Below are 24933 nucleotides of genomic sequence, written 5' to 3' on the forward strand. Positions count from 1 at the left end.
ATCCTGGGGGCTTGACGTGAGCAGGGGACCCAACACCCGACTCGAGGACTTGTTCAGGCTCGCCGGCTGGTCCAAGGGGGAACTCGCCAGGCTGGTCAACCGCCAGGCGGCAGCCCAGGGCTATCCGCAGCTCGCCACGGACACCTCGCGGGTGCGGCGGTGGATCGACGTGGGCGAGACCCCGCGCGATCCGGTGCCCGAGGTGCTGGCGACCCTGTTCACCGAGCGGCTCGGCCGTGTCGTGACCATCGAGGACCTCGGGTTGCGCCGGTCAGGGGACGCGGGGACAAGACCGTCCGTGCACGGACTGCCTTGGGCGCCCCGGCGGACGGCCGCGGTCCTCACCGAATTCACGGGAATGGACCTCATGCTCAACCGACGCGGCATGGTGGGCGCGGGAGTCGCGCTCGCCGCGGGATCCGCACTCAGCGATGCCATGCACGACTGGCTCCGGGCCGCTCCGGCCCGCGACGCCGCTTCCCCCCACGACCCCACCTCGGCAACGGACCCGGCCGGCTTCGACCGGTACGAGGCCGCCCCCGTCGGCGCGGAGGAGATCGAGGCCCTGGAGCACTCGGTCGAGATCTTCCGCGCCTGGGACGCCTCCCGGGGCGGCGGACTTCAGCGCAAGGCCGTGGTCGGCCAGCTCAACGAGGTGGGCGGCATACTCGCCTACCGGCACCCGGACGCCGTGCAGCGCCGGCTGTGGGGCGTGGCCGCCGACCTCTCGGTGCTCGCCGGCTGGATGTCCCACGACATCGGGCTGGAGCCGACCGCCCAGAAGTACTTCGTGATCGCCGCGCACGCCGCTCGGGAGGGCGGTGACCGCCCCCGCGCGGGCGAGGCGCTGTCGCGCGCCGCCCGGCAGATGGTGCACCTGGGGCGGCCCGGTGACGCCCTCGACCTCATGCGGCTGGCCCGGTCGGGCACGGGCGAGGAGGCGCTGCCGCGCACCCGGGCCATGCTCTGCACCGTCGAGGCGTGGGCGCGCGCCGCGCTGGGCCAGGGACAGGCGACCCGGCGGCTGCTGGGCGAGGCGGAGGAGCTGTTCGTCTCCGACCGGAACAGCGCCCCGACGCCGGGCTGGATGCGGATGTTCGACGAGGCGGACCTGTACGGCATGCAGGCCCTCGCCTACCGCACCCTGGCCGAGCACGAGCCCACGGCGGCCCGCCCGGCGCTGCGCCACGCCGAGACGGCGCTGGCCCTGCGGGTGGACGGCCGGCAGCGTTCCCGGATCTTCGACGAGATCACGCTCGCCTCCGCGAGTTTCATCGCCGACGACCCGGAACGCGCCGACCAGCACGCCCGCCTGGCCCTGTCCGCCGTCGGGGAGAACTCCTCGCACCGCACCTGGGACCGGCTGCGCGAGATGCACCGTCTCACCGGCCGCTACGCGGGCGTGTCCCGGATCGACGAGCTCCGCCGGGAGCTGGCCCGGTCCCTGCCGTCCCTTCCGGCCACGGCCGGAGCACAGTCGGCCTGACGGTCCCGCCGGGCGCGCGGTCGGATCGCCGCGCGCCCGGCGGGGGCGGCTCAGGGCCGTACGCGGGCCACCAGCACGCAGGCGTCGTCCTCCCGGCCCGTTTCGCCGCACTCGTCGATCACCACGCGCAGCGCTTCGAGCGCGCCGGCCGCCGAGATCAGGCGGGGGGCGAGGTCGATCAGGCGCCGGTCGCCGCCGTGGCCGCCCCTGCCGTCCGGCGGGATGTCCGAAAACAGCCCATCCGTGTGGAGGACCAGTACGTCGCCCGGCTCCAGCCGGTCGGCGCGCGCCTCGTAGGCGGCGTCCGTGATGGCGCCCAGCAGCGTGCCGGCCGGGCGCGGCAGGGCCCAGCCCACACCGTCGCGGCACAGCAGCGGCGCCGGGTGGCCGGCCTGCGCCCACGTCAGCAGGCGGCCGGCCGGCTCGTAACGGCAGCACAGGGCGCTGGCCAACACCGGGTGCGCGCCCCGGTCCAGGAGCTGATTGAGGTGGCCGAGCAGCGCTCCCGGCTCGGCGCCGGTCAGTGCGATGCCGCGGATGGCACCCAGCGCCGTCGCCGTGCCCGCCGCCGCGGCGGGGCCGCGGCCGGACAGGTCGCCCACGGACAGCATCCGGCCGCCGTCCGGCAGTTCCAGCGCGTCGTACCACTTCCCGCTCATCGGGGCCCCCTCCCGCGCGGGCAGGTAGCGGGCCGCGAGCTCCAGCGAGCCCGGCCGGCCCTCCGGCCGGCCCGGCTCGTGCGAGCCGAGCCACGGCGCGAGCGCCGAGTCCTCCAGCTCGATCGCCAGCCCGCGCCCGGCCCGCGCGACGCGGCGCCGGCGCCGCAGCTCCTCGTCGGCGCGGTCCGCCTCCGGGCCGGGCCGCGCCGACGCCGTCCCGCTGCGCCGCACCTCGCTCACGTCGCGGATCACGGCCCACATCGCGACCGTTCCGCCGTGGTCGTCGAGCACCGGCTCACCGGCCATCTGCACCGTGCGCTCCGAGCCGTCAGGCCGGGTGATGCGGAACTCGCAGTCCATGGGCCGCCCGTCGACCAGGCACCCGGTGACCGCGGCGGTCAGCGCGGGCTGGTCCTCCGGCGGCAGGAACGACGGGAGCTGGTCGAGGGTGAGCGGGCCCTCCTGCGTGGGCCTGCCGAAGATCGAGAACAGCTCCTCGGACCACACGACGCCGTCCGTCAGCAGGTTCCACTCGGCGCTGCCGATCCGTTGGCCCAGCCGGGCCCGGCCCTCGCCGCCGGGCGCGGCCCGGAGCTGGTCGAGCTGGTCGCGGAAGTCGTCCAGGCGGTGGGTGGCGAGCTCCCACACCGCGCTCCGTATCCTGTGTCCGGCGCCGTCCGCGGACTCGCCGAGCCGGATGGCGTCGAGATCGTCGCGCAGCCGGCGGGTCCGCGCGATCAGGTCGTCGAGGGTCGCCCCCGGGGGAACGTCATTCGTGGGGTGTTCAGGGTTCTGGGAGGAGAGCATGGTGGTCCCCGATACGGCGCGGTCGGGCATGGGGTGATTCCGCCCGGCGGAGCCGGGGGAGCCCGGAGCGGTGGCGCGGGCGACTCCAGACTGTTGCACAGCCTTCCCCACCCGGTGAGAGATTCAGCCGCCCCGCGCGTGCGGGTTCCGGGGTGGAAGGTGTAGAACCTCTGTCGTCCGGCAAGGAGCCGCCCGAACGGAAATCCCGTTGCCACCTGATCGCCCGCGCCGGATGCTGACTCATATGTTCGCCAGCCCTACCGAAACAGACATAGCGCCCAGCGGGAGCCTCCTCGGGCTCCTCCAGCGGGGGCGCGGCGACGGCTGGCTGCACGCCCTGGCGGCTCCCAGGGCGGCGGCCGTCGCCGCACTGGACCACTGCGTGCTGCACGATCCCCGCCGGGACTGGCAGCTCGAACACCGCTCGCTCTACTACGCCAGGCTCTACGCCGAGCTCGGCGCCGGGCTCGACGCGATCGAGGGCCATCTCTTCCACCCCGACGACGCGATCCGCCCCGAGGAGGAGCGCACCGGCCTCGCCCTGTCCGTGCTCGGCCACCTCACCTCCTACGGGCACCCCGCGGCGCCGCGCCTGCTGCGCCGGTACGCCGCCGAGGGCGCCAACTGGCGCTGGGCGCTCGACGAACTCGCCGTCCGGGACGACGACGGCGCGCTCCGCGCTCTGGGACCGCGCATTCTGGCCAGGTTCCCGCACACCGAGGAAGGCGACACGGCGCTGACCGCCGCCGTCCGTGACTCCTTCGAGCCGCGCCCCTGGCGGCTGTGGGCCGAGGACCCGGCCCGCCCCGAGCAGCGCGCCCGGCTGGAACGCGCCCTGGAGGACGGCGACTTCGACCGCTGGCAGCGCCAGCTCCGCTCGCCGGGCCCGCAACCCGGCTGGAGCGTGCGGGCCGTCCTGGACTGGGCGCGCGACGGCTACGAGCAGACGCCGCGGCAGTGGCGCGAGGCGTCCGCCGCCCGGTGCCTGGGCGCCGTGGCCGGTCCCCAGGACCGCCCCGAGCTGCTCGCCGCCGCCGCGGACGGACAGCCGGCGGCCCGCGCCGCCGCCCTGCGCCATCTCGCCGAGCGCGGCGACCCGGAGGCGTTCCCGCTGATCCGGGACGCCGCCGCCAGCCGGGATCCGGACGTGGCCCGCGCCGCGGCGACCGCGTTCTCCCGGATGCGCGGCCACGCCGCGCTCGCGCAGGCCAGACGCTGGGCCGACCGCGAGGACGAGCTGGGCGCGCGCGCCGCCGCCATGCTCGCCGAGCGTGGCGAGGCCCGCGACGCGCCCCGGGTGCTCGCGGCCCTGCTGCGCGTGGTGCGGGCGCACGGCAGCGACGCCAAGGAGCTGCGCCCGCTGGTCGAGGGCGCGGGCCGGCTCGCCCTCACCACCGCCGCGCCCGTCCTGCGCCACATCTACCGCGAGACCGCCTCCTCCCACCTGCGCGGTCACGCCGCCCGCGCCCTGGCCGCCACCGACCCGTCCTTCGGGTCCGGCTTCGCCATCGAGTGCCTGTGGGACTGCCAGGAGGACACCCGCGAGGTCGCCGCCCGGTTCGCCACCGTGCTCGACACCCGCGTGGTGGAACGGCTGCGCCGCCTCGCCACCGACCCGGCCGAGGAGGCGGGGGTCCAGACCGCGGTCCGGGGCAGGCTGGCCAGGCGCGCCGCGGGCTGAGAAACGAGGATGCTCATGGGACGTTTCCCGCACGGACACACGGATGTGGGCGGGGGAACTCCGGCGGCGGCGACAACAGCCGTATGCGCACCTCCCCGCTGCGAATCGTCCTCATCACCGAGTCCTATCCCCCCGACGTCAACGGCGTCGCCCACTGCGCCCTCCAGACCGCCGCCCACCTGACGCGGCGCGGCCACCACCCGCTGGTCGTCGCCCCCGCCCCCGCTCCGGGCGTCCGCGTTCCCCACGACCTCGCGTCGGCCGGCGGCGGAGTCGACGGCGGGGCTCCGGTCGTGCACATCCCCTCGCTGCCGCTGCCCGGATATCCCCAGGTCCGGGTCGCGCTCCCCAGCCGCAAGCTCGCCGCCGCCGTCGCCGGGCACCGGCCCGACATCATCCACCTCGCCAGCCCGTTCGTGCTGGGCGCGCGCGGCGCCGCTCTCGCCGTGCGCTCCGGGGTGCCGGCCGTCGCCGTGTACCAGACGGACCTGGCGGGATACGCGCGCACGTACCTCGGCGCCGGTGAGCTGGCCGCCTGGCGCCGCATCCGCGCCGTGCACGCCGCCGCCGACCTGACCCTCGCCCCCTCCAGCGCGTCGCTGCGCGCCCTGGAGGAGCACGGCGTGCCCCGGGTGCGGCTGTGGCCGCGCGGCGTGGACACCCGGCGGTTCCGGCCGGGGCTGCGGGACGACGCGCTGCGCGGCGAACTGGCGCCGGGCGGTGAGCTGCTCGTCGGCTACGTCGGCCGGCTGGCCCCCGAGAAGCACATCGAACTCCTCGCCGGCGCCGCCGCCCTGCCCGGCGTCCGGCTCGTCGTGGTCGGCGACGGACCCAGCCAGACCGCGCTGCGCGCCGCGCTGCCCCGGGCCCGCTTCCTGGGCCGTCGCACCGGGGACGACCTGGCGCGGGTCTACGCCTCCCTGGACGTCTTCGCGCACACCGGCCCGTTCGAGACGTTCTGCCAGACCGTGCAGGAGGCGCAGGCCAGCGGCGTGGCCACGATCGCCCCCGCCGTCGGCGGGCCGCTGGACCTGGTCGAGCACGGCCGCACCGGACTGCTCGTCCCGCCGCGCGACCAGGCCGCCCTGCGGGACGCCGTCAGGGTCCTGCGCGACGACCCCGCGCTGCGCGCCGCGCTCGCCCGCGCGGGGCGGGCCGCCGTCGAGGACCGCACCTGGGAGGCGGTGGGGGACCAGCTCCTGGACCACTACGCCCGGGTCCGGCAGGAACGGGCGGTGGCGGTCCGGTGAGCGTCGTACGCGCGGCTGCCGGGCCGCGGTTGTTCGGGATGTCTGTGCGGTGCCGTGCGGGCGGAGAAGCGAACGGGGAGATGCGGTGAGCGTCGTACGCGCGGCTGCCGGGCCGCGGTTGTTCGGGAAGTCTGTGCGGTGCCGTGCGGGCGGAGAAGCGAACGGGGAGATGCGGTGAGCGTCGTACGCGCGGCTGCCGGGCCGCGGTTGTTCGGGATGTTCGTGCGGTGCCGTGCGGGCGGAGAAGCGAACGGGAGGACACCGTGAGCGCGACCGTCGGCGAGGGACTGCGGATCGTTCGCCTCGCCAACTTCGTCACGCCCGCCTCCGGCGGGCTCCGTACCGCGCTGCGCGAGCTGGGCGCCGGCTATCTGGCGGCCGGGCACGAGCCGGTGCTGATCGTGCCTGGGGAGACCGAGAGCGACACCCGCACCACGCAGGGCCGGGTGATCACGCTGCCCGGCCGCACGCTGCCCGGCACCGGCGGTTACCGGGTGCTGACCGACCGGCGGCGGCTGGCCGGGCTGCTCGCCGCGCTCGGCCCCGACCGGCTGGAGGTCTCCGACCGGACCACGCTGCGCTGGACGGGGGAGTGGGCCCGGCGTCACCGCGTCCCGGCCGTGATGGTCTCGCACGAGAGCGTGGACGGCGTGCTGGCCACCTGGGGCGTGCCGCAGGGCCTGTGCCGCCGCGCCGCCGACCGGCTCAACCTCCGCACCGCGCATGCCTACACCCGGGTGGTGTGCACCACGGAGTGGGCGGCCCGCGAGTTCCAGCGGGTCGGGGCGCGCAATGTCGTCCGCGCGCCGCTCGGCGTGGACCTGCGCCGCTGCCGCCCCGGGCTGCGCGACCCGGAGCTGCGCGGGCGGCTGGGCGGCGACGCCCGGGTGCTACTCGCCATGTGCTCGCGGCTCTCCCCGGAGAAGCGCCCCGGCCTCGCCCTCGACACGCTGGCCGAGCTGCTGCGGCGCGGCGTGGACGCCGCCCTGGTGATCGCGGGCCAGGGCCCGCTGGGCGGACGGCTGCGCGAGCGGGCGCGGCACGACGGGCTGCCCGTCCTGTTCGCCGGGCATGTGGGAGATCCGGCCGACCTGGCCGTTCTCCAGGCCACCGCCGACATCGTGCTGGCCCCCGGGCCGGCGGAGACGTTCGGGCTGGCGGCCATGGAGGCGCTGGCCTGTGGCACGCCGGTGGTGGCCAGCGCCCGGTCCGCCGTGCCGGCGCTGCTCGGCGCGGCGGGCACCGCCGCGGACGGCTCCGGCGCGGCGTTCGCCGACGGCGTGCAGCGGCTGCTCGCCCGTCCCGAGGACGCCCGCCGGGCCGCGGCGCGGGCGCGGGCCGAGCGATTCCCGTGGAGCGTGGCCGTCGACGCGTTCCTCACCGCCCTGGACGCCGCCCCGGTCGCGGGCGGCGCCACGGGGGCCAGGACCGTCCCGGCACCGGGGGAACGTCCCGGCGCCGGCCGGGGCACGGGCCGCGCGGCCGACGGCGGGGAGCGATGACCGCCCGGCCGCCGGTCCGCTTCGCCGCGCTCGGGGACTCCCTCACCGAGGGACTGGGCGACGCCCTGCCCGGCGGCCGGTGGCGGGGCTTCGCCCCGCTGCTCGCCACCGGGCTCGGCCCGCCCGTCCGGCCGGTGAGCCTGGTCAACCTCGCCCGCAGCGGCGCCCGCACCGCCGACGCGGCCGGTGGGCAGCTCGCGGCGGCGCGGGCGCTGCGGCCCCGGTACGCCTCGGTCATCGTCGGCGGCAACGACACGCTGCGCGGCGCGTTCGACATCGCGGACGCCGCCCGTGACCTCGACACCGTCATCGGCGCCCTGACGGCCGACGGCGCGGTGGTGCTCACCGCCTGCCTGCCCGACCCGGGGCGCATGCTGCCGCTCCCGCGCGCCCTCGCCCGCCCGCTCGCGCGACGCATGCGGGCGCTCAACGACGTGGTGCACCACCTGTCGTGGCGCCACGGCGCGGTGCACGCGCATCTCGCGGACCACCCGTTCGTCGCTGACCGGGCCGCGTGGAGCGTGGACCGGCTGCACCCGAGCGAGCTCGGACACCGCCTGCTGGCCCGGGAGTTCCACGCCGGGCTGGCCGCGCGCGGCCTCGCCGCGGGCCCGCCGCCGTCCGCGACCCCCGACCGGCCGCCGCCCCGGCGCAGCGCGGGCGCCTGGTGGTTGGCGACGCGGGGCACGCGCTGGGTCGCCGCCCGCTCCACCGATCTCCTGCCCGGGCTGCTGAGGCTGGCCGCCGCCGAGGCCCGGCACAGGCTGGCCGGCACCGAGGAAGCGCTGGACCGGGCCGCCCGGCACGCCACCCATGAGGCCCTGACCGCCCTGACCGAACCGACCGCCCTGACCGAACCGACCGCCCTGACCGCACTGACCGAACCGACCGCCCCGGCCCCGCCGCGCCCCCCGTCGCCACCCGCGCCGCACCGCACCGGATCGGCGGCGCGCGGCGCCGCGACCGAGCCCGTCTGACCTACGCCTGCCCGGCGTGCGGCGCGAACAGGTCCAGCAGCCGGGTCCGCTCCGCCCGCACCCGGTGGGCCAGGATCTCGGCGATCACCCGCAGCAGCGCGTAGCCGAACGCGGCGTCCTCGTCGCACACGGCCTGCACCGCGGCGCCTTCGAACTCATACGCCCGTACCGGGCTCAGCGCCTCCGCGCCGAAGTCCCACTCGTATGGCGGGAAGAGCCACGACCAGCCCAGCAGATCGCCGGTGTCGAGCGAGGAGACAGCGGTCGGCCGCGGTCCGGCCAGCCGCAGATCCAGCGTGACCGTGCCCGACCGGATGATCCAGAACCGGTCGGCCCGGCCCTTCTCCTCGAAGATCCGCTCGCCCTGGCCGAAGGAGACCTCCCGGGCGAGCCCCATCAGCCGCTCGCGGTAGTCGGCCGGCAGAACTCTCAGCAGCCGCCGTGGTGCCGTCATCGCCGAGCCTCCTCATGGCCGGGAACACACGTGATGGCTGGGGACACACGTTTCCATTCCACCCCCGGCGGCCCTCGCCCGCATCCGGGGGCCGACGGGGGCCCCGTCGGCCCCCGTCGAGTCGCAGCCCGGTGCCGTCTCCGCGACAGTGGGGGAGGGAGGGCTGCCGCGATCGGCCCGAGCCCGAGGAGGAGCGTGAGCACCATGCCGCACCCCGGCGACCTCGAACACCTGCCAGGCGGCCCCGCCGCGGTCCTGGTGCTCGACGGGCGCGGCGAGGTGGTGGCGTGCACGCGGGGGGTGGAGCGCGTGTTCCACCTGTCCCCCGGCCGGCTCCGCGGCCGGCGGCTGGCCGACCTGCTCGTCGAGCCCGACTCCTGGCCCGATCTGGCGGAGCTGGCCACGCTCGGCGAGGGGGGCCACGGCGTCGTCGCCCTGCGCCGCCCGGACGGTGGGACGGAGGAGGTGCGGCTCGACGTCCTGCCGCTGCGGCCGGACGGCGGTCCCGGACAGCTCGTGGCCGTCACCCCGGCCGCCGCCGCCCGGCTCCAGGAGGAGGACCAGGGGCTGATCCGCGCGCTGTTCTCCCAGAACTTCGTGGGACTGGCCATCCACGACGCCGACCTGCTCCTCACCCGCGTCAGCCTCCCGAGCGACGAGGCGGCCGGGGAAAACTGGTATGCCGGCGGATCGCGCGAACCGTTCCCGCTGGACCACGTGCTCCTCAGGGAGGACGCCCACGCGTTCCTGGAGCAGCTGCGGCGCGTCGCCGCCACCGGTGAGCCGGTGGTCAACTGGGAGCATTCGGCCCGCTTCCGCGACGCGCCCACCCGTGAGCGGGTCGTGGCGCTCTCCGCCTTCCAGCTCCAGGACGCCGACGAGTGCCTCATCGGCGTCGCCGCGCTCTTCACCGACATCACCGAACAGCACATGGGCCGCCGCCGGATCGCCCTCCTGCACACCGCCGCCCAGCGCATGGGAGGCACCCTCGACGTCACCCGCAACGCCGAGGAGCTGGCCCGGATCCTCGTCCCCGACTTCGCCGACCTGGCCGCCGTGGACCTGGCCGACGCCGTCTTCTCCGGCGACGACACCGGCCCGGTGCTGCTGGAGGCCCCGGTGCGCCGCATCGCGGCGATCGCGACCGGCGAGGAGTGGCCGCCCACCGTGCACCCGGCCGGCGCCGTCTTCCGCAACCCCGGATTCGCCGACGACGACCGGATGCACCGGCACGGCGTGCTCACCGACCCCGGCCTGTTCGACGTGTGGGCCCGCGCGGTCAGGCCGTCTTCCCCCGACGGGAACGGCGAGGACGGACGGGACGGCGAGGACGGCGAGGACGGCGGGGGCGGCGGCGACGGGCCGGAGTTGCTGCTGCTGCCTTCCGGACACGGCACCCGGATGGTCGTCCCGCTACACGCCAGGGGACAGATCCTCGGTGCCATCGCGCTGTGGCGCTCCGACGGCCGGCCCCCGTTCAGCCAGAGCGACGCCGGCTTCGCCGAGGAGATCGGCACCCGGGCCGCCCTCAGCGTGGACAACGCCCGCCGCTACACCCGCGAGCACCGCACCCTGGAGACGCTCCAGCGCAGCCTGCTGCCGCAGCCCACGTTCGAGGTCAGCGCCGCCCGGACGGCGGGCAGCTACGTCCCGGCCGCGACCGCGGCGGGCATCGGCGGAAGCTGGTACGACGTCATCCCGCTCTCCTCCGCGCGCGTCGCGTTCGTCATCGGCGACGTCGCCGGGCACGGCCTGAACGCCACAGCCACCATGGGCAGGCTGCGGACCGCCGTGCAGACCCTCGCCGACCTCGACATCGCCCCCGACGAATTGCTCACCCGCCTGGACGACCTGGCCATCCGGCTGGCCGACACCGGTCCCGCGCCCGGCCCCAGCCGCGGCGGGGCCGTCGGCGCCACCTGCCTCTACTGCGTCTACGACCCGATCAGCGGCGAGTGCGCCATGGCCGGGGCCGGCCGCGTGCCGCCCGTGCTGGCCCGGCCGGGCCAACGGGCCGAGGTGGTGGCGCTGAAGCCGGGGCCGCCGCTGGGCGTCGGCGGCATCCCGTTCGAGACCATCCGGCTCCGGATCGACCCCGGCAGCTTCCTGGCCTTCTTCAGCGACGAACTCGTCGCGCACGCCGACGACCCCGAGGACGACGGCGGCGAGGCCCGGCGCCGGCGCCTGCGCCTGCTGTCCGAACGGATCGCCGCCGGCGCGGCGGCCGACGGCTCTCCGAGCGCCGTCGGCCAGGGCGTGCTGGACGCCCTGCTGCCGGGCGAGGCACCGGCCAACGACGTGGCCCTGCTCGTCGCCCGCGTCGGGACGCTCCCGGAGGGGGCCGTCGCCGACTGGCGCTTCCCCGCCGAGCCCACGATCGTCGGTGAGGCACGCGACCGTGTGCTCGGCCAGCTGAAGGACTGGGACCTGACGGGCAACATGTTCCCCACCGAGCTGATCGTCAGCGAGCTGGTCACCAACGCCATCCGCTACGCGGGCGGCCCGGTCGGCCTGCGCCTGATCAGGAACGAGACCCTGGTCTGTGAGGTCTCCGACCCCAGCGAGACCCAGCCGCACCTGCGCCGCGCCCGGCCCACCGACGAGGGCGGCCGGGGCCTGTTCCTCGTCGCCCAGCTCGCCCACCGCTGGGGCAGCCGGTACACCCCCTCGGGCAAGACCATCTGGACCGAGCAGCTCCTGGACCAGGGGTAGGGCGGCACGCATGGCCGACCACTCCCCGACCGCGGCGACCGGCCTGCGGGCCACGCCGGGCGGGCTGCTCGACGAGGTGCGGGTCGCCGTCTTCGTCCTCGACGGCGAGGGCGTCACCGTGCTGTGGAGTCAGGAGGCCGAGGACCTCTTCGGCTACCGCGCCGAGGACATCCTGGGCCGGCCGGCCGCCGCCCTCCTGGTGCCCGACCAGCTGCGGTCCGCCGTGGAACGCTGGTTCGAACGGACCTGGGCGGGCGAGGCGTGGGCCGGCATCCTCCCCGTGCGGTGCGCGGACGGCACCCGGCGGCAGGTCGAGTTCCGCAGCCGGCGGCTGCACGACCCGCACGGCGCGCCCGTGATCCTCGCCCACGCCGCCGACACCCCCACCCTGCGGCGCCTGGAGATCGACCTCGCGATGTCGCTGAGCCTGATCAACCAGTCCCCGGTCGGGCTCGCGTTCTTCGACACCGACTTGCGCTGGCTGCGCGTCAACCCCGCACTGGAACGCATCAACGGGCTGCCCGCCGAGGCCATGCTCGGCCGCCGCTTCGGCGACGTGCTGCGCGGCACCGACGTCGCGGGCGTGGAGGCCGCCATGCGGCACGTCCTGGAGACCGGCGAACCACTGATCGACCGCCGGACCACCGGCCGCACCCCCGCCGACCCCCAGCGCGACCACGTCTGGTCCGTCTCCTACTACCGCGTCGACGACCAGGCCGGTCACACCATCGGCGTCGGAACCTCGGCCATCGACGTCACCGAACGCCAGCGCGCCGACGCCGAGGTGGCCGCCGCCCGGGAACGGCTCGCCGTCATCGCCGACGCGGGCACCCGCATCGGCACCACCCTCGACCTGCCGCGCACCGCCCGCGAACTGGCCGAGGTCGCCGTGCCCCGGCTGGCCGACCTCGCCGCGGTCGACGTGCTCGACTCCGTGCTGAGCGGCGAGAGCGCGCCGCCCCTGCCGCCCGACGGCTCGGCGCTGTTCCGGGCCCTGGCCATCGTCACCGGGCACGGCACCGACGCCGGACGGACCGCGCACCGGGTCGGGGAGTCCGAGTCCTACGGCCCCTTCCGCACCATCACCCAGTGCGTCCGCGAGGCCAGGCCCGTCCTGCTGGCCCGGCTGGGGGCACCGGCGCTGCGCCACATCGCCAGGAACGAGGAGGTCGCCCGGGTCTTCGCCGATGTCGGCGCCCACTCCTATCTGGCCGTCCCGCTCATCGCCCGGGGAGAGGTGCTCGGCACCCTGAGCCTGTGCCGCACGCGCAACCCGCGCCCGTTCGACGCACAGGACGTCGCCCTCGCCACCGAACTCGCCGCCCGCGCCGCCATCAGTGTCGACAACGCCCGCCTCTACAGCCGGGAGCGGACCACCGCGCTCACCCTCCAGCGCAGCCTGCTGCCCCGGCTGCCGCGCGGCCGGCCCGGCGTCGACATCGCCTGCCGCTACCTGCCGGCCGTCAGCGAGGTCGGCGGCGACTGGTTCGACGTCCTGCGGCTCAGCGCCGGCCGGGTCGGCCTCGTCGTCGGCGACGTCATGGGCAAAGGGGTCCACGCCGCCGCCATCATGGGCCAACTCCGCTCCACCATCCGCGCGCTGGCCCTCCTCGACCTGCCGCCCGACGAACTCCTCAGCCATCTCGACGGCATCGCCACCTCGCTCGGCGACTCCATCGCCACCTGTGTCTACGCCGTCTGCGACCCGCGCCGGGGCTGGTGCGAGATCTCCAGCGCCGGCCACCTGCCCCCGGTCCTGGTCCGGCCCGACGGCACCGCCGAACTGCTGGACCTGCCCAACGGCGTTCCGCTCGGCGTCGGCGGCGTGCCGTTCGCCACCGAACGGCGGCGGCTGCCCCCCGGCAGCACCATCGCGCTGTTCACCGACGGCCTGGTGGAGGAACGGCACACCTCCATCGACGTCGGGCTGCGCGCCATGACCCGGATGCTCGCGGGCGATCCCCGGCCGCTGGAGGAGACCTGCGACGCGATCCTCGAAGGGCTGCGCCGCACCACCCCCGAGGACGACGTCGCCCTGCTCCTGGCCCGCACCCACGAACCGGACGATGCCGGGACCGCCTGACGCGGCGGGCGGTACCCCGGCCGGCACCCTGGCCGGGGTACCGGGCGGGATCACCGGAGGGGTGACGCGGGCCGGAACAACAGCCGCATCCGTCCCGAATCGGCGTTGTCGGTGGCACCGCCTAAGGTGTGCCTCGTGACCGCACCAGCCCAGGCGACCCCCTCACCGCCCGCCGCCCGGACGCACCCGGCCGGGCCGCTCCCCGGCCCCCGTCCGGCCCCCGGCCCGGCCGCCGACGAGGGGCTGGCCCGGCGGCTGCGCGCGCTGGCCTGCACCGCGCCGCTGCACGACCTGGATGTCCGCAAGGCCAACCTCGCGGGGGAGTACGGCACCTACGCCATGGCCGAAGTGGCGCTGGCCGCCATCGACTTGGTCACCCTCGCGATGGACTTCGACACCGGCGCCGACCACGAGGAGATCGTCGCCCGGCTGCTGCCCCGCGTCGCCGCCCAGGCCCCCCGCCGTCCCGCCGCCGAGCACGAGCGCGTCGCCCGCTGGGTGCTGGACAACCTGATCAATGTCGGCAGCGTCGACCGCGGCTTCCGCGCCGTGTACGGCACGTTCGGCCCCGACGGGGCATATGTCCGCAGGGACTACGACTTCAAGCTCATCGAGGAGGTCCCGGGGCCGGGCGGCGGCGTCTATCTGCGCACCACCGACGAGGCGGTCAACGTGCTGGTCGGCGCCCTCGACACCGACGTCACCAGCGCCCAGATCGCCGCCGAGGTCAAGCTGGAGGTGCTGATCAGCCGAGGCCGCCTCGCCGACGCCCAGCTCGCCGCCGAGCAGGCCAGGTACCGCACCGTCCAGTACGCCGAGGCACTGCGCCGCACTCTGGACACCACCCGGCGCGACGTACGGGCCGTCGACTGGCTGCGCGCCGTCCCCGACATGATCACCGAGGCCCTCGACCACATCGCCGACCGGTACCGGCACGAGAACGCGATCCTCACCAACATCCGCCGCGCGCGCGACGAGGCCGTGGACACCGGGCACAAGCTGCGCGCCGCCGAGCTCGTCGACATCGTCAAGGACTGCATCCGCCGCCACACCCAGTTGCAGTCCCGGCTGCTGGAGGCCGGGCCGCTCTTCCGGGCCGAGCAGGACCGGCAGGCGTTCCGGCCGCCCGCCGCCCGCGTCGCCACCGACCTGTACGGACAGCTCCTCGCTCCGCTGCTGCCGCTGCCCGTCGAGCGGGCCACCCGGGTCACCGACGCCTTCTTCGCCCGGGGCACCGGGCCGCGCCCGCCGGCCGCCGTGCGCCTGGCCGACCTCGCCGAGCTGCTGCTCACCCCGCCCGCCCCCCGCGAGCACCTCGGCGCCGAGCTGCCCGAGCCCGATCTGGTGGCCACCCCGGACGACAGCCGCTTCAGCGAGGAGCAGCTCGCCGCCGCCCTGGAGCTGCTCCGGCTGCCCGAGGACGCGCCGCGCCGGCTCTCCGGCCTGCTGGCCGACGCCCGCCGCGCCGACCCGGACCTGCCGTACCTGGTGGCCCTGCTCGCCGTGCACGCCGCCAGCCCGCCGGTCGGCACCGCCTACCGGCAGGGCGAGCCCCGGCTGCTGTTCGCCGTGGACGACGGCACGGAGCTGGACGACCCGGAGTTCGGCGGCGCCGACCTGATCGTCGGCACCGCTCTCCTCGACGCGGCCGGGATGGCCGCCGAGCGCTCGGAGGTGACCCCATGACCGATGTCCCCACCCCCGCCGATGCCCCCGATGCCTCGGGCGCCTTCGGTGCCGAAGGCGCCCCCGCGCCCCGGGCCGGCGGACCGCTGACGCCCGCCGACGCCGCCGACGCGGCCCGGCTGGTCTCCTTCGGGCTCCAGCCCCGGACGCTGCCCGCCCGCGACGCGGAGTACGCCGCGCTCCTGCGGCGGTATCAGGAGGAGCCCGCCTTCGGGCGGCTCGCGGACGCTGTCGCCACCGGGCTCGGCCTGATCGTCCTGGAGGTCTCCCCCCGCGCCGGCATGGCCGTCGCCGCCGCCGAGGACTCCGTCTTCGCCGTCCGCATGGGCGAGTACGCCCGCCGCGCCACGGCCGACACCGCCGACCGCTTCCTGCACGGGCTGGCCCATCTCGCCGTCGCCGCCCTGGCGTTCCCCCGCCCGGCGGACCTGGCCGACGAGGGCTATATCGGCCGGATCACCGTCAACGGCGTGGAGGCGTTCGTCCGCCAGGCATGCCGCCGGCTGGAGGAGCGCGCCGCCGAGCAGGGGGAGAACACCGACCCGGCCACCGACGCGCCCGGCCTGGAGGCCGCCTGGCGGGTGTACGCCCGGCGCAGCGCCACCGGCGCCACCAAGGACGCCCGGCGGCTCGCCGGCTCCACCACCGGCATCGTCGGCAAGGCCGTCGCGTTCCTCACCGACTCCGGCTTCCTCCAGCGGACCGGGGACGACGCCGGCGGCGCCTATCGCACCACCGCGCGGTACCAGGCGCAGGTCCGCGACATGGCGGCCGGCGCCGCCATGACCGCGCTGCTGGAGCTCGGCGTCGTCCCGGTCGGCGACGGCGGCGGCTCGCTGGTGCCGCCCGGTGACGAGGCCGAGCTCGACCTCGCCGACGGCGCCGGCCTCCCGTTCCACCGCTGATCCGCCGTCCGCCGTCCGCCCTCACGTCCGCCTGATCCCACGAGAGTTCCCGCCATGTACGAGCTGTCCCGGATCCGCCTCTACTCCATCGGACCGGCCGGCGCCCGGTATGCCGACACCGTGCTCGACCTGCGCGGCGTCGGCGACCCGGTGCCCCGGCCGGCGCCCGCGCAGGCGGACTTCTTCGAGGACGAGCCCACCGGCCCGCCGCGCCGGCCCGCCCCCGCCGGAGTGCTCTTCCTGGAGAACGGCGGCGGCAAGTCCGTGCTCCTCAAGCTGATCTTCTCGGTCATGCTGCCCGGCCACCGCAACACTCTGGGCGGCGCCAGCTCCGGCGTGCTGCGCAAGTTCCTCCTGGCCGACGACTGCGGCCACGTCGCCCTGGAGTGGCAGCACACCCTCACCGGCGAGACGGTCGTCGTCGGCAAGGTCAGCGAGTGGCGAGGGCGACAGGTCTCCAGCGATCCCCGCAAGTTCGCCGAGGCGTGGTATTCGTTCCGGCCGGGTCCCGGCATGAGCCTGGACTCGCTGCCCGTCGCGGAGTCCACCGTGCTGCGGACCGGCCCGGACGCCGGGGGCGACGGCTCCTCCGGCGCCCGGGGCAGGCGCCGCACCATGAAGGGCTTCCGCGACGTCCTGACCGAGACCGGCCGGGCCTATCCCCACCTGGACGTGGTCTGGGAGGAGATCCACGAGCGCTGGGTCGACCACCTCGGCCGGCTCGGCCTGGACCCCGAGCTGTTCCGGTACCAGCGCGAGATGAACGCCGACGAGGGCGAGGCCGCCGGCCTGTTCGCCGTCAAGAACGACGCCGACTTCACCGACCTGCTGCTGCGCGCCGTCACCGACACCCGCGACACCGACGGCCTGGCCGATCTCGTGCACGGCTTCGCCCACAAGCTCGGCCGCCGCGAGGAGCTGGCCGCCGAGCGGGACTTCACGGCCGGCTCGCTCGACCTCCTGGCCCGCGTCACCGAGGCCGCCGGGGAGCGGGAGGCCGCCCGCGCCGTGCACGCCACGGCCCGGCGGCGGGCCCGTGCCCTCGCCCACCGCCTCGCGGCCCGGGGCGCCCGGGAGCGCGCCCGCGCCGCCGGCCTCGCCGAGGGGGTCGCCGCCGCGGCGGCCGGCATCACCACCGCCGATGCCAAGCGGGCGCGCGCCGCCCGGGTCGCCGCCGAGCTGGCGTACCGGCACGCCTCGCTCGCCCTGGCGGCGGCCGAGAAGTCCGCCGCCGCCCAGCGCCGCGAGCTGACCGACGCCCGCACCCTGCACGCCGCCTGGCAGGCCGCCGAGACCGTCCTGGCGCACCGCGCCGCCGCCGACCGGGCCGCCCGCGTCGCCGCCGCGATCCGCGAGGCCGAACGCGACGCCGCCCCCGCTCTGGCCGCCCGGAGCCGGGCCGCCGCCGCGCTGGTGCGCGCCCTGCACACCGCCGCCGCCGGGAGCGAGCGGTCGGCGACCGAGTTGGAGGAGCGGTCCACCACCCTCCAGACGGCGTCCGAGGCCGCCCACCGCGACGCCACCGCCGCCGCCACCGAGGCCCAGCGCGCCCGGAGCGAGAGCGAGCACCTGCGGCAGCGTCTCGCCGAGGTCGAGCAGGAGACCGCCGAGGCGGTGCGCGCCGGCTGGCTGGAGCCCGCCGCGCCCGGCGCGGAGACCGGCCCGCTCGCCGACCCGGCCCGCGCCGCGCTCGCCGCCGAGGACGCCGAACGGACCGCCGTCGCCGCCTGGGAGGCCGCCCGCGAGGCGGCCGGGCGCACCGCCGAGCAGGCCCGCGACGCCACGGCCGAGCACGCCCGCGCCGAGCTGGCCGCCGCCCGCGCCGCCGACGCCGCCCGGGCCGCGCGCGCCGCCCTGGACGCCGAGCGCCGCACCGCCGCGGGCCTCGCCGCCGAGCCCCGCCTGGCCGGGCTGCTGGGTCTCGCGGCCGGCGCCGCTGAGCCGGTCGCTGAGCCCGCCGGAGAGCCCGCCGGAGAGCCGAGGGGGGAGCCCGCCCTCAGCCCCGAGGAGCTGGACCGGAACGCGGAGCCGCTGACCGAGCGGCTCGACGACACCGTCACCACCGCCGAACGGCGGCTCTTCGAGCTGCGCACCGTCGCCGCCGACGACGCCCGCATCCTCGCCGCCCTCGGCGACGGCGGCCTGCTGCCCCCCGGTCCCGACGTGCTGGCCACCGTCGAGTTCCTCGGCGAGCACGGCGTCCCCGCCCTCCCCGGCTGGCGCTACCTGGCCCAGGCGGTGGACCCGGTCGATCACGCCACCGTTCTCGCCGCCCGGCCCGAGCTGGTCGACGGCGTCATCATCACCGACCCCGGCAGCCACGCCCGGGCCCGCGAGGTGCTCGCCCGCGCCGCGTTGCTGCCCCGTTCCGCTGTCGCCGTCGGCACCGCGGCGGCCCTGCTCGCCCCCACCCCGCCGCCGGGCGCCGCCGACAGCGGCGTCTTTCTGGTCCCCCCCAACCCCGCCATGCACGACGAGCGCGCCGCCGACGAGGAGCGCCGCGCGCTGCGCGAGCGCGCCACCGCCCGCGACGCCGACATCCGCGAGCTGGCGGCCAGGATCGCGGCCGACCGGGCGCTCGCCGCCCGGCTCGCCTCCTGGCGCGCCGGATGCCCGGCGGGGCGCCTGGCCGAGCTGGCCGCCGGCGCCGAGCGGACCCGCATCGCCGCCCGGGAGGCGGAGCGGCGCCTGACCGGGGCCGCCGCCACCCGCGCCGAGGCCGAGGAGACCGCCGCCGGGGCCGCCCGCGCCCGCGACGAGAAGCAGGAGGCCGCCCAGCGCGCCCGCCGTTCCGCCGACGCCCTGGCCGGGCTCGCCTCCCGGTTGCGGGAGCGCGCCCGCTGGACCTCCCGCGTCAAGGAGCTCACCGCCGAGGCGGCCGAGGCCGAGACCCGCGCCGCCGAGCTGCTGGACCGCGCCCGCGCCGCCGACGAGGACCGCAGGTCCGTACAGCGCGCCGCCGACGACGCCCGCCGCACCGCCCGCGCCCTGCGGGCCGAGCGCGCCGAGGTCTCCGGCGCCCCCGACGACGGTCGGGACCCGGAGCCCCCCGGCGGGGACCCGGACACCGGCGGCCCGGCGCGGGCGCTGCCCGACCTGCGGGAGGCGTACCGCTCCGCCTCCCGGCTCTACGAGAAGGTTGGCGTCGGCGCCGACCTGCGCGCCGAGCAGGCCCGCGCCGAGGGCGACGAGAGCGCCGCGCTGGCCGCCCTGGACCGGCTGAGCAACAAGGTCCGCACCCGCGCCGCCCGGCTCCTGGAAGGCCCCGAGGGCGCCGACGGACCCTCCCGGCAGGCCGCCGCCGCCCGCGCCGAGGCCCTGGTGCAGCTCCTGGAGGGCCGCGCCGCCGCCGCCAGCGAGCAGCTCGGTCGGCTGCGCGGTGAGGCGGAGCGGCTCGCCCCCGACGGCGCCCCGGCCCATATCGAGCTGCCCGCCGAGCGGATCCCGGCCGACGCCGAGCGCGCCCGGGAGCTGCTGCGCACCGCCACCGCCGAGCTGGCCGCCCACGAGGAGGCGCTCGACGCCGCCCGCGCCGCGCACGAGGAGCTGGTCCACGACCACCGGGCCGCCCAGGACGCGGCGGGCGGCTTCGAGGAGACGGCCGCCCTCCTGCGCGACTCGCTGCGCGACCCGTCGCCCGGCCAGGTGCCCGACGGCCCCGACGGGCCGGCCGACGGCGACGCGGACGCCGCCGAGCCCTACCCCGGCACCCTCGCCGAGGCCAGGCAGTCCGCCACCGACACCCGCCGCGCGCTGCGCGCCGGGGCCGCCGGTCTGGGCGCCGCCGAGGCCGCCGTCCGCGACGCGGGCGACCGCCTCGTCCGGCACGCCAACACGACCCGCTTCGAGCAGGTCCGCACCCCCGCCCGGCAGCAGATCAGGGAGCTGCCCGTCGCCGCCCTGCCCGACCACGCCGCCGCCTGGTCCGACGCCTTCGCCCCCCGGCTGCGGGTCCTCACCGACGAGCTGGCCCAGCTGGAGCGGAACCGGGACGGGATCGTGGACCGGCTGCGCGGCCTGGTCGAGTCCTCGCTCGACACCCTCCGCTCCGCCCAGCGGCTGTCCCGGCTGCCCGAGGGACTGGGCGAATGGTCGGGCCAGGAGTTCTTGCGCATCCGCTTCGAGGACCCCGACCAGGCGACCCTCACCGAGCGCCTGGGCGAGGTCGTCGACGAGACCACCCGGGCCGCCGTGCGGAAGAACACGGACCTGCGCCGCGACGGCATGTCACTGCTGCTGCGCGCCATGCACGCGGCGCTGCGCCCGCGCGGCGTCGCCGTGGAGATCCTCAAGCCCGACGCGGTGCTGCGCGCCGAGCGCGTCCCCGTCGGCCAGATGGGCGACGTCTTCTCCGGCGGCCAGCTCCTCACCGCCGCCATCGCCCTCTACTGCACGATGGCCGCCCTGCGCGGCAACGACCGGGGCCGTGACCGGCACCGCCACGCGGGCACGCTCTTCCTCGACAACCCGATCGGCCGCGCCAACGCGACCTACCTGCTGGAGCTCCAGCGCGCGGTGGCCGACGCCCTCGGCGTTCAACTGCTGTATACGACAGGGCTGTTCGACACGACCGCGCTCGCCGAGTTCCCCCTCGTGATCCGGCTGCGCAACGACGCGGACCTGCGGGCCGGCCTGAAATACATCAGCGTCGAGGAGCACCTGCGCCCCGGCCTGCCCCGCCAGGACCCGTCGGCGGAGCCCGCGCACGGCGAGATCACCGCCACCCGTGTCTTCCGCAGGCCCCGGCCCGCGCGGCGGCAGGAGGCGGATCACTGACGGCCGAGCGGGCGGCGCCGCCGCCGCGCGGCGCTGCTCGGCACCGAGACCACCCCGTCACGCTGCAGCCATGACTGCCGGGTGACCCAGATGTCGAGCACCGCCCAGGTGGCGACGATGCTGCTGGCGATCGTGGACAGCAGCATCGGGAACGCCAGCCAGGCACCGGCCAGCGTGCACAGCAGCACGACGAGGAGCTGAGTCAGCGTCAGCGCGATGATGATGACGGCACGCACGGCTGCGGCACGTACCGGATCCGGCATGCGGGGCTTCGCGTACACTCCGCCTTCGCTCCCTGCACGGTGAGATGCGCGGATATGTCCTTCAACCCCCATGGTAGAACGTGGCGGACGCCTTGCGTGCCCGGACGTGACAGACGAGTATGAAGCGCTCTGTGAGTCAACTCCATCCGAACACCGGGTATTACGCGAGCCCGCACCGGGCCGGGTAGTAGGCTCGCGCTGCCGACGGTGCCGCTCGCCGCCGGCCGTCCGGGACAATCTAGGGGAGGGCATGCGCTTTCGCGGCAAGTCGATTCGACGGAAGACAGGCGCGCTGATCCTCGTGCCCCTGCTGTCGCTCGTGTCGGTCTGGGCGTTCGCGTCGGCCATCACCGTGTCCGAGGCCAGAGACGTCCTCACGGCCACCTCCGCCGCCGACGCCCTGACCGGACCGTGCGACGCCGTGGTCCGCGCGCTCCAGGCGGAGCGTCGGCAGACCATGATCCACATCGCCGACCCCCGGCGGGCCGAGGAGCTCAACGATCTCCAGGCCGCCACCGACGAGGCGGTCGGCCGTGTCCTGGCCCGCGCCGCCGGCGCCCGCGCCGACTTCCGTGGCGCCACCCGCGACCGTCTCGACGCCTTCCTCCTGGCCCTGGACAGCCTGGCGCAGGTCCGCGACGAGGTGGCCGACGGCACCATCGACCGGACCCGCGCGCTGGAGGCGTACAACCGCCTCACCGCGCCCGGCCTGCGGTTCCTGGCCGCCGTCCAGCCCCTCGCCGACGTGGAGCTCGACCGGCAGGCCCGCGCCATCTCCGGCGTCGACCAGGCCCGCGAGCAGCTCTCCCAGGAAGACGCCCTGATGGCGGGCGCGCTCGCCGCCGGCCGCACCACGGAGACCGAACTGCGCGCGCTGGCCGACCTGATCACCCGGCGCGAGCTGATCCGCGATCTCTACCTGCCCGACCTCTCGGACACGGAGCAGCGGGCGCACGCCACCTTCTGGGAGAGCGGCCCGGGCAACCTCCTGCTCATCGCGGAGGAAGACCTGCTGGCCGGCCACGCCAACGCCGTGCACGCCGACGAGTGGGCGGACACCGGCGCCGAGGCGCTCGCCGGCCTCAGCGGGCTCGCCGGCCAGGCCGACGACGCCTACCGGGAGGACCTGGACTCGGGCGTCGACGCCGTGCTGCTGCGCGCCGGCGTCGTGGTCGGCGTCGGACTGCTCGTCATCGTGATCTCGGCGCCCTTCGCGCTGCGCGTCGGCCGGAGCATCAACCGCGATCTGCGCGACCTCTCCCGCGAGGCGAAGGACGCCGCGGAACAGCGGCTGCCCGCCGTGAAGCAGCGGCTGGAGGCGGGCGACCACGTCGACATCGAGACCGAGGCGCCCCGCCTCGAATACGGCCCCGACGAGATCGGCCAGGTGGGCCGCGCGCTCAACACCCTGCAGCGCGAAGCCGTCTCGGCCGCCGTCGAGCGGGCCGTCACGCGCCGCGGCGTCGCCGAGGTGTTCGTCAACCTCGCCCGCCGCAGCCAGGTGCTGCTGCACCGCCAGCTCAACCTGCTGGAGGCCCTGGAGCGCCGTACGGCCAACGACGAGGACCTCGCGGACCTGATCCGGCTCGACCACCTGACCACCCGCATGCGGCGCCACGCCGAGGGCTTGGTCATCCTCTCCGGCACCGCTCCCGCCCGGCAGTGGCGCAAGCCGGAGCAGCTCATGGACGTCGTGCGCGCCGCCGTGGACGAGGTCGAGGACTTCGAGCGCGTCGAGATCCGCCGGTTCCCGCCGTTCGCCGTGGCGGGCGGCGCGGTGGCCGACCTCATCCACCTCGTGGCCGAACTCCTGGAGAACGCCACGGTCTTCTCGCCCCCGCACACCGCCGTGCAGGTGTCGGGCGAGCGGGTCCCACACGGCTTCACCCTCGAAATCCACGACCGCGGCCTGGGCATGACCCCGGACGCCCTGGCCGACGCCAACCAACGGCTCGCGGAATCCCAGGACTTCCAGCTCTCCGACACCGACCGGATCGGCCTGTTCGTCGTCGCCCGGCTCGCGGAGCGGCACGGCATCCGCGTCTCCCTGCGCGAGTCCCCCTACGGCGGTACCACCGCCGTGACGCTCATCCCCGGCGAGCTGCTCATCGAGACCGCCGAGGAGCCGCAGGAGCGTGAGCCGCGCCAGGAGCCGGCCGCGCGGCGCCCACCGCGCGACGGCATGGTGGGCGGGCCGGTCGAGTTGGACGGACCGGTCGGCGCGGGCCCCGCGGCCCGCCCGCCGGACACGGCCGAGCGCGTTCCCGGCCACCCCGCCGAGCACGCCCCGGCTCCCGAGTCCGAGGGCCCGGTGCCGCTCCCGCGCCTGCCCCAGCGCAGACGTACGCCCGTGCTCGTCGCCGACCACGGGCGCACCGTGGGCCGGGCGCCCGGCGCGGGCCCGGCGGCCGGCGCGGTTCCGCCCGGTGACCGGGCCGCCCCCGGCGCCGAGCCGACGACCGGAGCCGGGCTGCCCCGCCGCGTGCGACGGCAGGCGCCGGACCGGCCGGCGGCACCGGACACCCCCGTCGCCCCGGGCGGCGGGCCGGAGTTCGGAGAGCCGGCCCAGCCCGGCGGCCACCCGGACGCCGACGCGGCACCCGACCTGGACGCCGAGGAGGTCCGCGCCCGGATGGCGGCCCTGCAACGGGGCTGGCAGCGCGGGCGGCAGCAGCACGACCCCCGCGGGGACGGACCCCCGCCGGGCGCGAGACCGTAAGCAGCCGACACGAGAGCCCTAAGGCAGGACCGATGACCGCACCGGAGTCCGCGGGTCACGGCGGCACCCCGCAGCACCACGGCACACCCCAGGAGAGCGGACAGCTCGACTGGCTCCTCGACGAACTCGTCGAGCGCGTGCCCCACGTCCGACACGCGCTGGTCCTGGCGGCCGATGGCCTGCCCCGGGGCGCCTCGCGCTCCCTGGGCAGAGAGGACGGCGAGCAACTGGCCGCCGTCGCCTCCGGGTTCCACAGCCTCGCGCGTGGCGTCGGCGGGCACTTCGAGACCGGAGCCGTCCGCCAGACCCTGGTCGAGCTGGACCACGCCTTCCTCCTGGTGACCGCCGCCGGGGCGGGCAGCGCGCTGGCCGTCTTCACCGAGGCCGAGGCCGACATAGGGCAGGTGGCGTACGAGATGGCCGTCCTGGTGAAACGGGTCGGGTCGCAGCTCTCCACCCCGCCCCGCCTCTTCCCCGGTGAGCAGGCCCGGTGAGCAGGCCCGGTGACCAGGGCTGACGTCCCGGTTCCCCGGGGCTGTCCCGGAGATGTCGCGAAAGGGTGACAACTGATCGGTAGCGCGAACCACCCCCGCGCCCACCACGTCGGAAGGTGTGACGGCGGCGGCCCGGGACCGACGGGGGTGGCTCCGGACCGCCGCCGTCACCGTCGGCCGTCGCTCACCGTCGGAGCGCGATCCGGGGCACGGGGGGCGTCGCGGGACACGGGGAAGTCGACGTACGAGTCCGGGAACGGCTCCGGCTCGGGGGTGAAGTGCCACCACTCGGTCGGCACCGGCGCGAAGCCCCGCGCCGTCGGGGCCGAGCCCGGCAGGCTGCGGGCCTCCCGTCGCGGGACGCCGACCTTCCGTGAGTCGGGGGCCGACGCGGGGACGGAGAGTCGAACGGCGTCCCCATGTCCACCGGCCCGTGCGGCGGCCGGACCAGCGTGACGTCCACGATGGCGCCCCGGCCG

Annotated in this window: 15 protein-coding genes; 12 read left to right on the forward strand and 3 right to left on the reverse strand. The window is 76.6% G+C overall.

Annotation, left to right across the window (positions count from 1 at the left end; all coding sequences use genetic code 11):
- Nucleotides 1-16: 16 nt before the first annotated feature.
- A complete protein-coding gene (locus OIE51_RS25450; protein WP_326600199.1) occupies nucleotides 17-1486 on the forward strand; it encodes a DNA-binding protein NsdB in 1470 nt (489 codons plus the stop codon).
- A 50-nt stretch (nucleotides 1487-1536) separates the two neighbouring features.
- Here the strand turns inward: OIE51_RS25450 and OIE51_RS25455 are convergent, their stop codons facing one another.
- Complete coding sequence (locus OIE51_RS25455) at nucleotides 1537-2982, reverse strand: PP2C family protein-serine/threonine phosphatase (protein WP_326600200.1); 1446 nt, start codon at nucleotides 2980-2982, stop codon at nucleotides 1537-1539.
- 214 nt (nucleotides 2983-3196) lie between these two features.
- On the opposite strand from OIE51_RS25455, the gene OIE51_RS25460 reads away from it, so the two are divergent.
- From OIE51_RS25460 to OIE51_RS25475, 4 genes are all read left to right on the forward strand, one after another.
- Nucleotides 3197-4633, forward strand: coding sequence for a HEAT repeat domain-containing protein (locus OIE51_RS25460; RefSeq protein WP_326600201.1), 1437 nt, complete (start codon nucleotides 3197-3199; stop codon nucleotides 4631-4633).
- Between the two features lie 98 nt (nucleotides 4634-4731).
- On the forward strand, nucleotides 4732-5883 hold the full coding sequence (locus OIE51_RS25465; protein ID WP_326600797.1) for a glycosyltransferase family 4 protein: 1152 nt from the start codon (nucleotides 4732-4734) through the stop codon (nucleotides 5881-5883).
- Nucleotides 5884-6146: 263 nt separating this feature from the next.
- The gene (locus OIE51_RS25470) at nucleotides 6147-7385 is read left to right on the forward strand and encodes a glycosyltransferase (RefSeq protein ID WP_326600202.1); all 1239 of its coding nucleotides are present in this window, start codon (nucleotides 6147-6149) and stop codon (nucleotides 7383-7385) included.
- Nucleotides 7382-8362, forward strand: coding sequence for an SGNH/GDSL hydrolase family protein (locus tag OIE51_RS25475; RefSeq protein ID WP_326600203.1), 981 nt, complete (start codon nucleotides 7382-7384; stop codon nucleotides 8360-8362). The genes OIE51_RS25470 and OIE51_RS25475 overlap by 4 nt, the downstream gene beginning before the upstream one ends.
- A 1-nt stretch (nucleotide 8363) precedes the next feature.
- On the opposite strand, the gene OIE51_RS25480 is transcribed toward OIE51_RS25475, so the two are convergent.
- Nucleotides 8364-8816 carry a Crp/Fnr family transcriptional regulator gene (locus OIE51_RS25480; RefSeq protein ID WP_326600204.1) on the reverse strand — a complete coding sequence of 151 codons (453 nt, stop codon included), beginning with the start codon at nucleotides 8814-8816 and terminating at the stop codon, nucleotides 8364-8366.
- Between the two features lie 204 nt (nucleotides 8817-9020).
- On the opposite strand from OIE51_RS25480, the gene OIE51_RS25485 reads away from it, so the two are divergent.
- The 5 genes from OIE51_RS25485 (at nucleotide 9021) to OIE51_RS25505 (ending at nucleotide 20978) form a co-directional block, all read left to right on the forward strand.
- On the forward strand, nucleotides 9021-11528 hold the full coding sequence (locus tag OIE51_RS25485) for a SpoIIE family protein phosphatase (RefSeq protein ID WP_326600798.1): 2508 nt from the start codon (nucleotides 9021-9023) through the stop codon (nucleotides 11526-11528).
- A 10-nt stretch (nucleotides 11529-11538) separates the two neighbouring features.
- On the forward strand, nucleotides 11539-13611 hold the full coding sequence (locus OIE51_RS25490; RefSeq protein ID WP_326600205.1) for a SpoIIE family protein phosphatase: 2073 nt from the start codon (nucleotides 11539-11541) through the stop codon (nucleotides 13609-13611).
- A 135-nt stretch (nucleotides 13612-13746) separates the two neighbouring features.
- Nucleotides 13747-15297: a hypothetical protein gene (locus OIE51_RS25495; protein WP_326600206.1), complete on the forward strand. Its 1551-nt coding sequence runs from the start codon at nucleotides 13747-13749 to the stop codon at nucleotides 15295-15297.
- A complete protein-coding gene (locus OIE51_RS25500) occupies nucleotides 15294-16202 on the forward strand; it encodes a hypothetical protein (protein ID WP_326600208.1) in 909 nt (302 codons plus the stop codon). Before OIE51_RS25495 ends, OIE51_RS25500 begins: the two co-directional genes overlap by 4 nt.
- A 54-nt stretch (nucleotides 16203-16256) precedes the next feature.
- Nucleotides 16257-20978: a hypothetical protein gene (locus tag OIE51_RS25505; RefSeq protein WP_326600209.1), complete on the forward strand. Its 4722-nt coding sequence runs from the start codon at nucleotides 16257-16259 to the stop codon at nucleotides 20976-20978.
- On the opposite strand, the gene OIE51_RS25510 is transcribed toward OIE51_RS25505, so the two are convergent.
- A complete protein-coding gene (locus tag OIE51_RS25510; protein ID WP_326600210.1) occupies nucleotides 20972-21241 on the reverse strand; it encodes a hypothetical protein in 270 nt (89 codons plus the stop codon). The two genes, OIE51_RS25505 and OIE51_RS25510, sit on opposite strands and share 7 nt — an antisense overlap.
- A gap of 250 nt (nucleotides 21242-21491) precedes the next feature.
- Between OIE51_RS25510 and OIE51_RS25515 the strand changes: the two genes are divergently transcribed.
- Nucleotides 21492-23960 carry a sensor histidine kinase gene (locus OIE51_RS25515; protein WP_326600211.1) on the forward strand — a complete coding sequence of 823 codons (2469 nt, stop codon included), beginning with the start codon at nucleotides 21492-21494 and terminating at the stop codon, nucleotides 23958-23960.
- Nucleotides 23961-23992: 32 nt separating this feature from the next.
- Nucleotides 23993-24454: a roadblock/LC7 domain-containing protein gene (locus tag OIE51_RS25520; protein ID WP_326600212.1), complete on the forward strand. Its 462-nt coding sequence runs from the start codon at nucleotides 23993-23995 to the stop codon at nucleotides 24452-24454.
- Nucleotides 24455-24933 lie beyond the last annotated feature (479 nt).

The sequence above is a fragment of the Streptomyces sp. NBC_01803 genome (assembly GCF_035917415.1).
Taxonomy (GTDB): Bacteria; Actinomycetota; Actinomycetes; order Streptomycetales; family Streptomycetaceae; genus Streptomyces.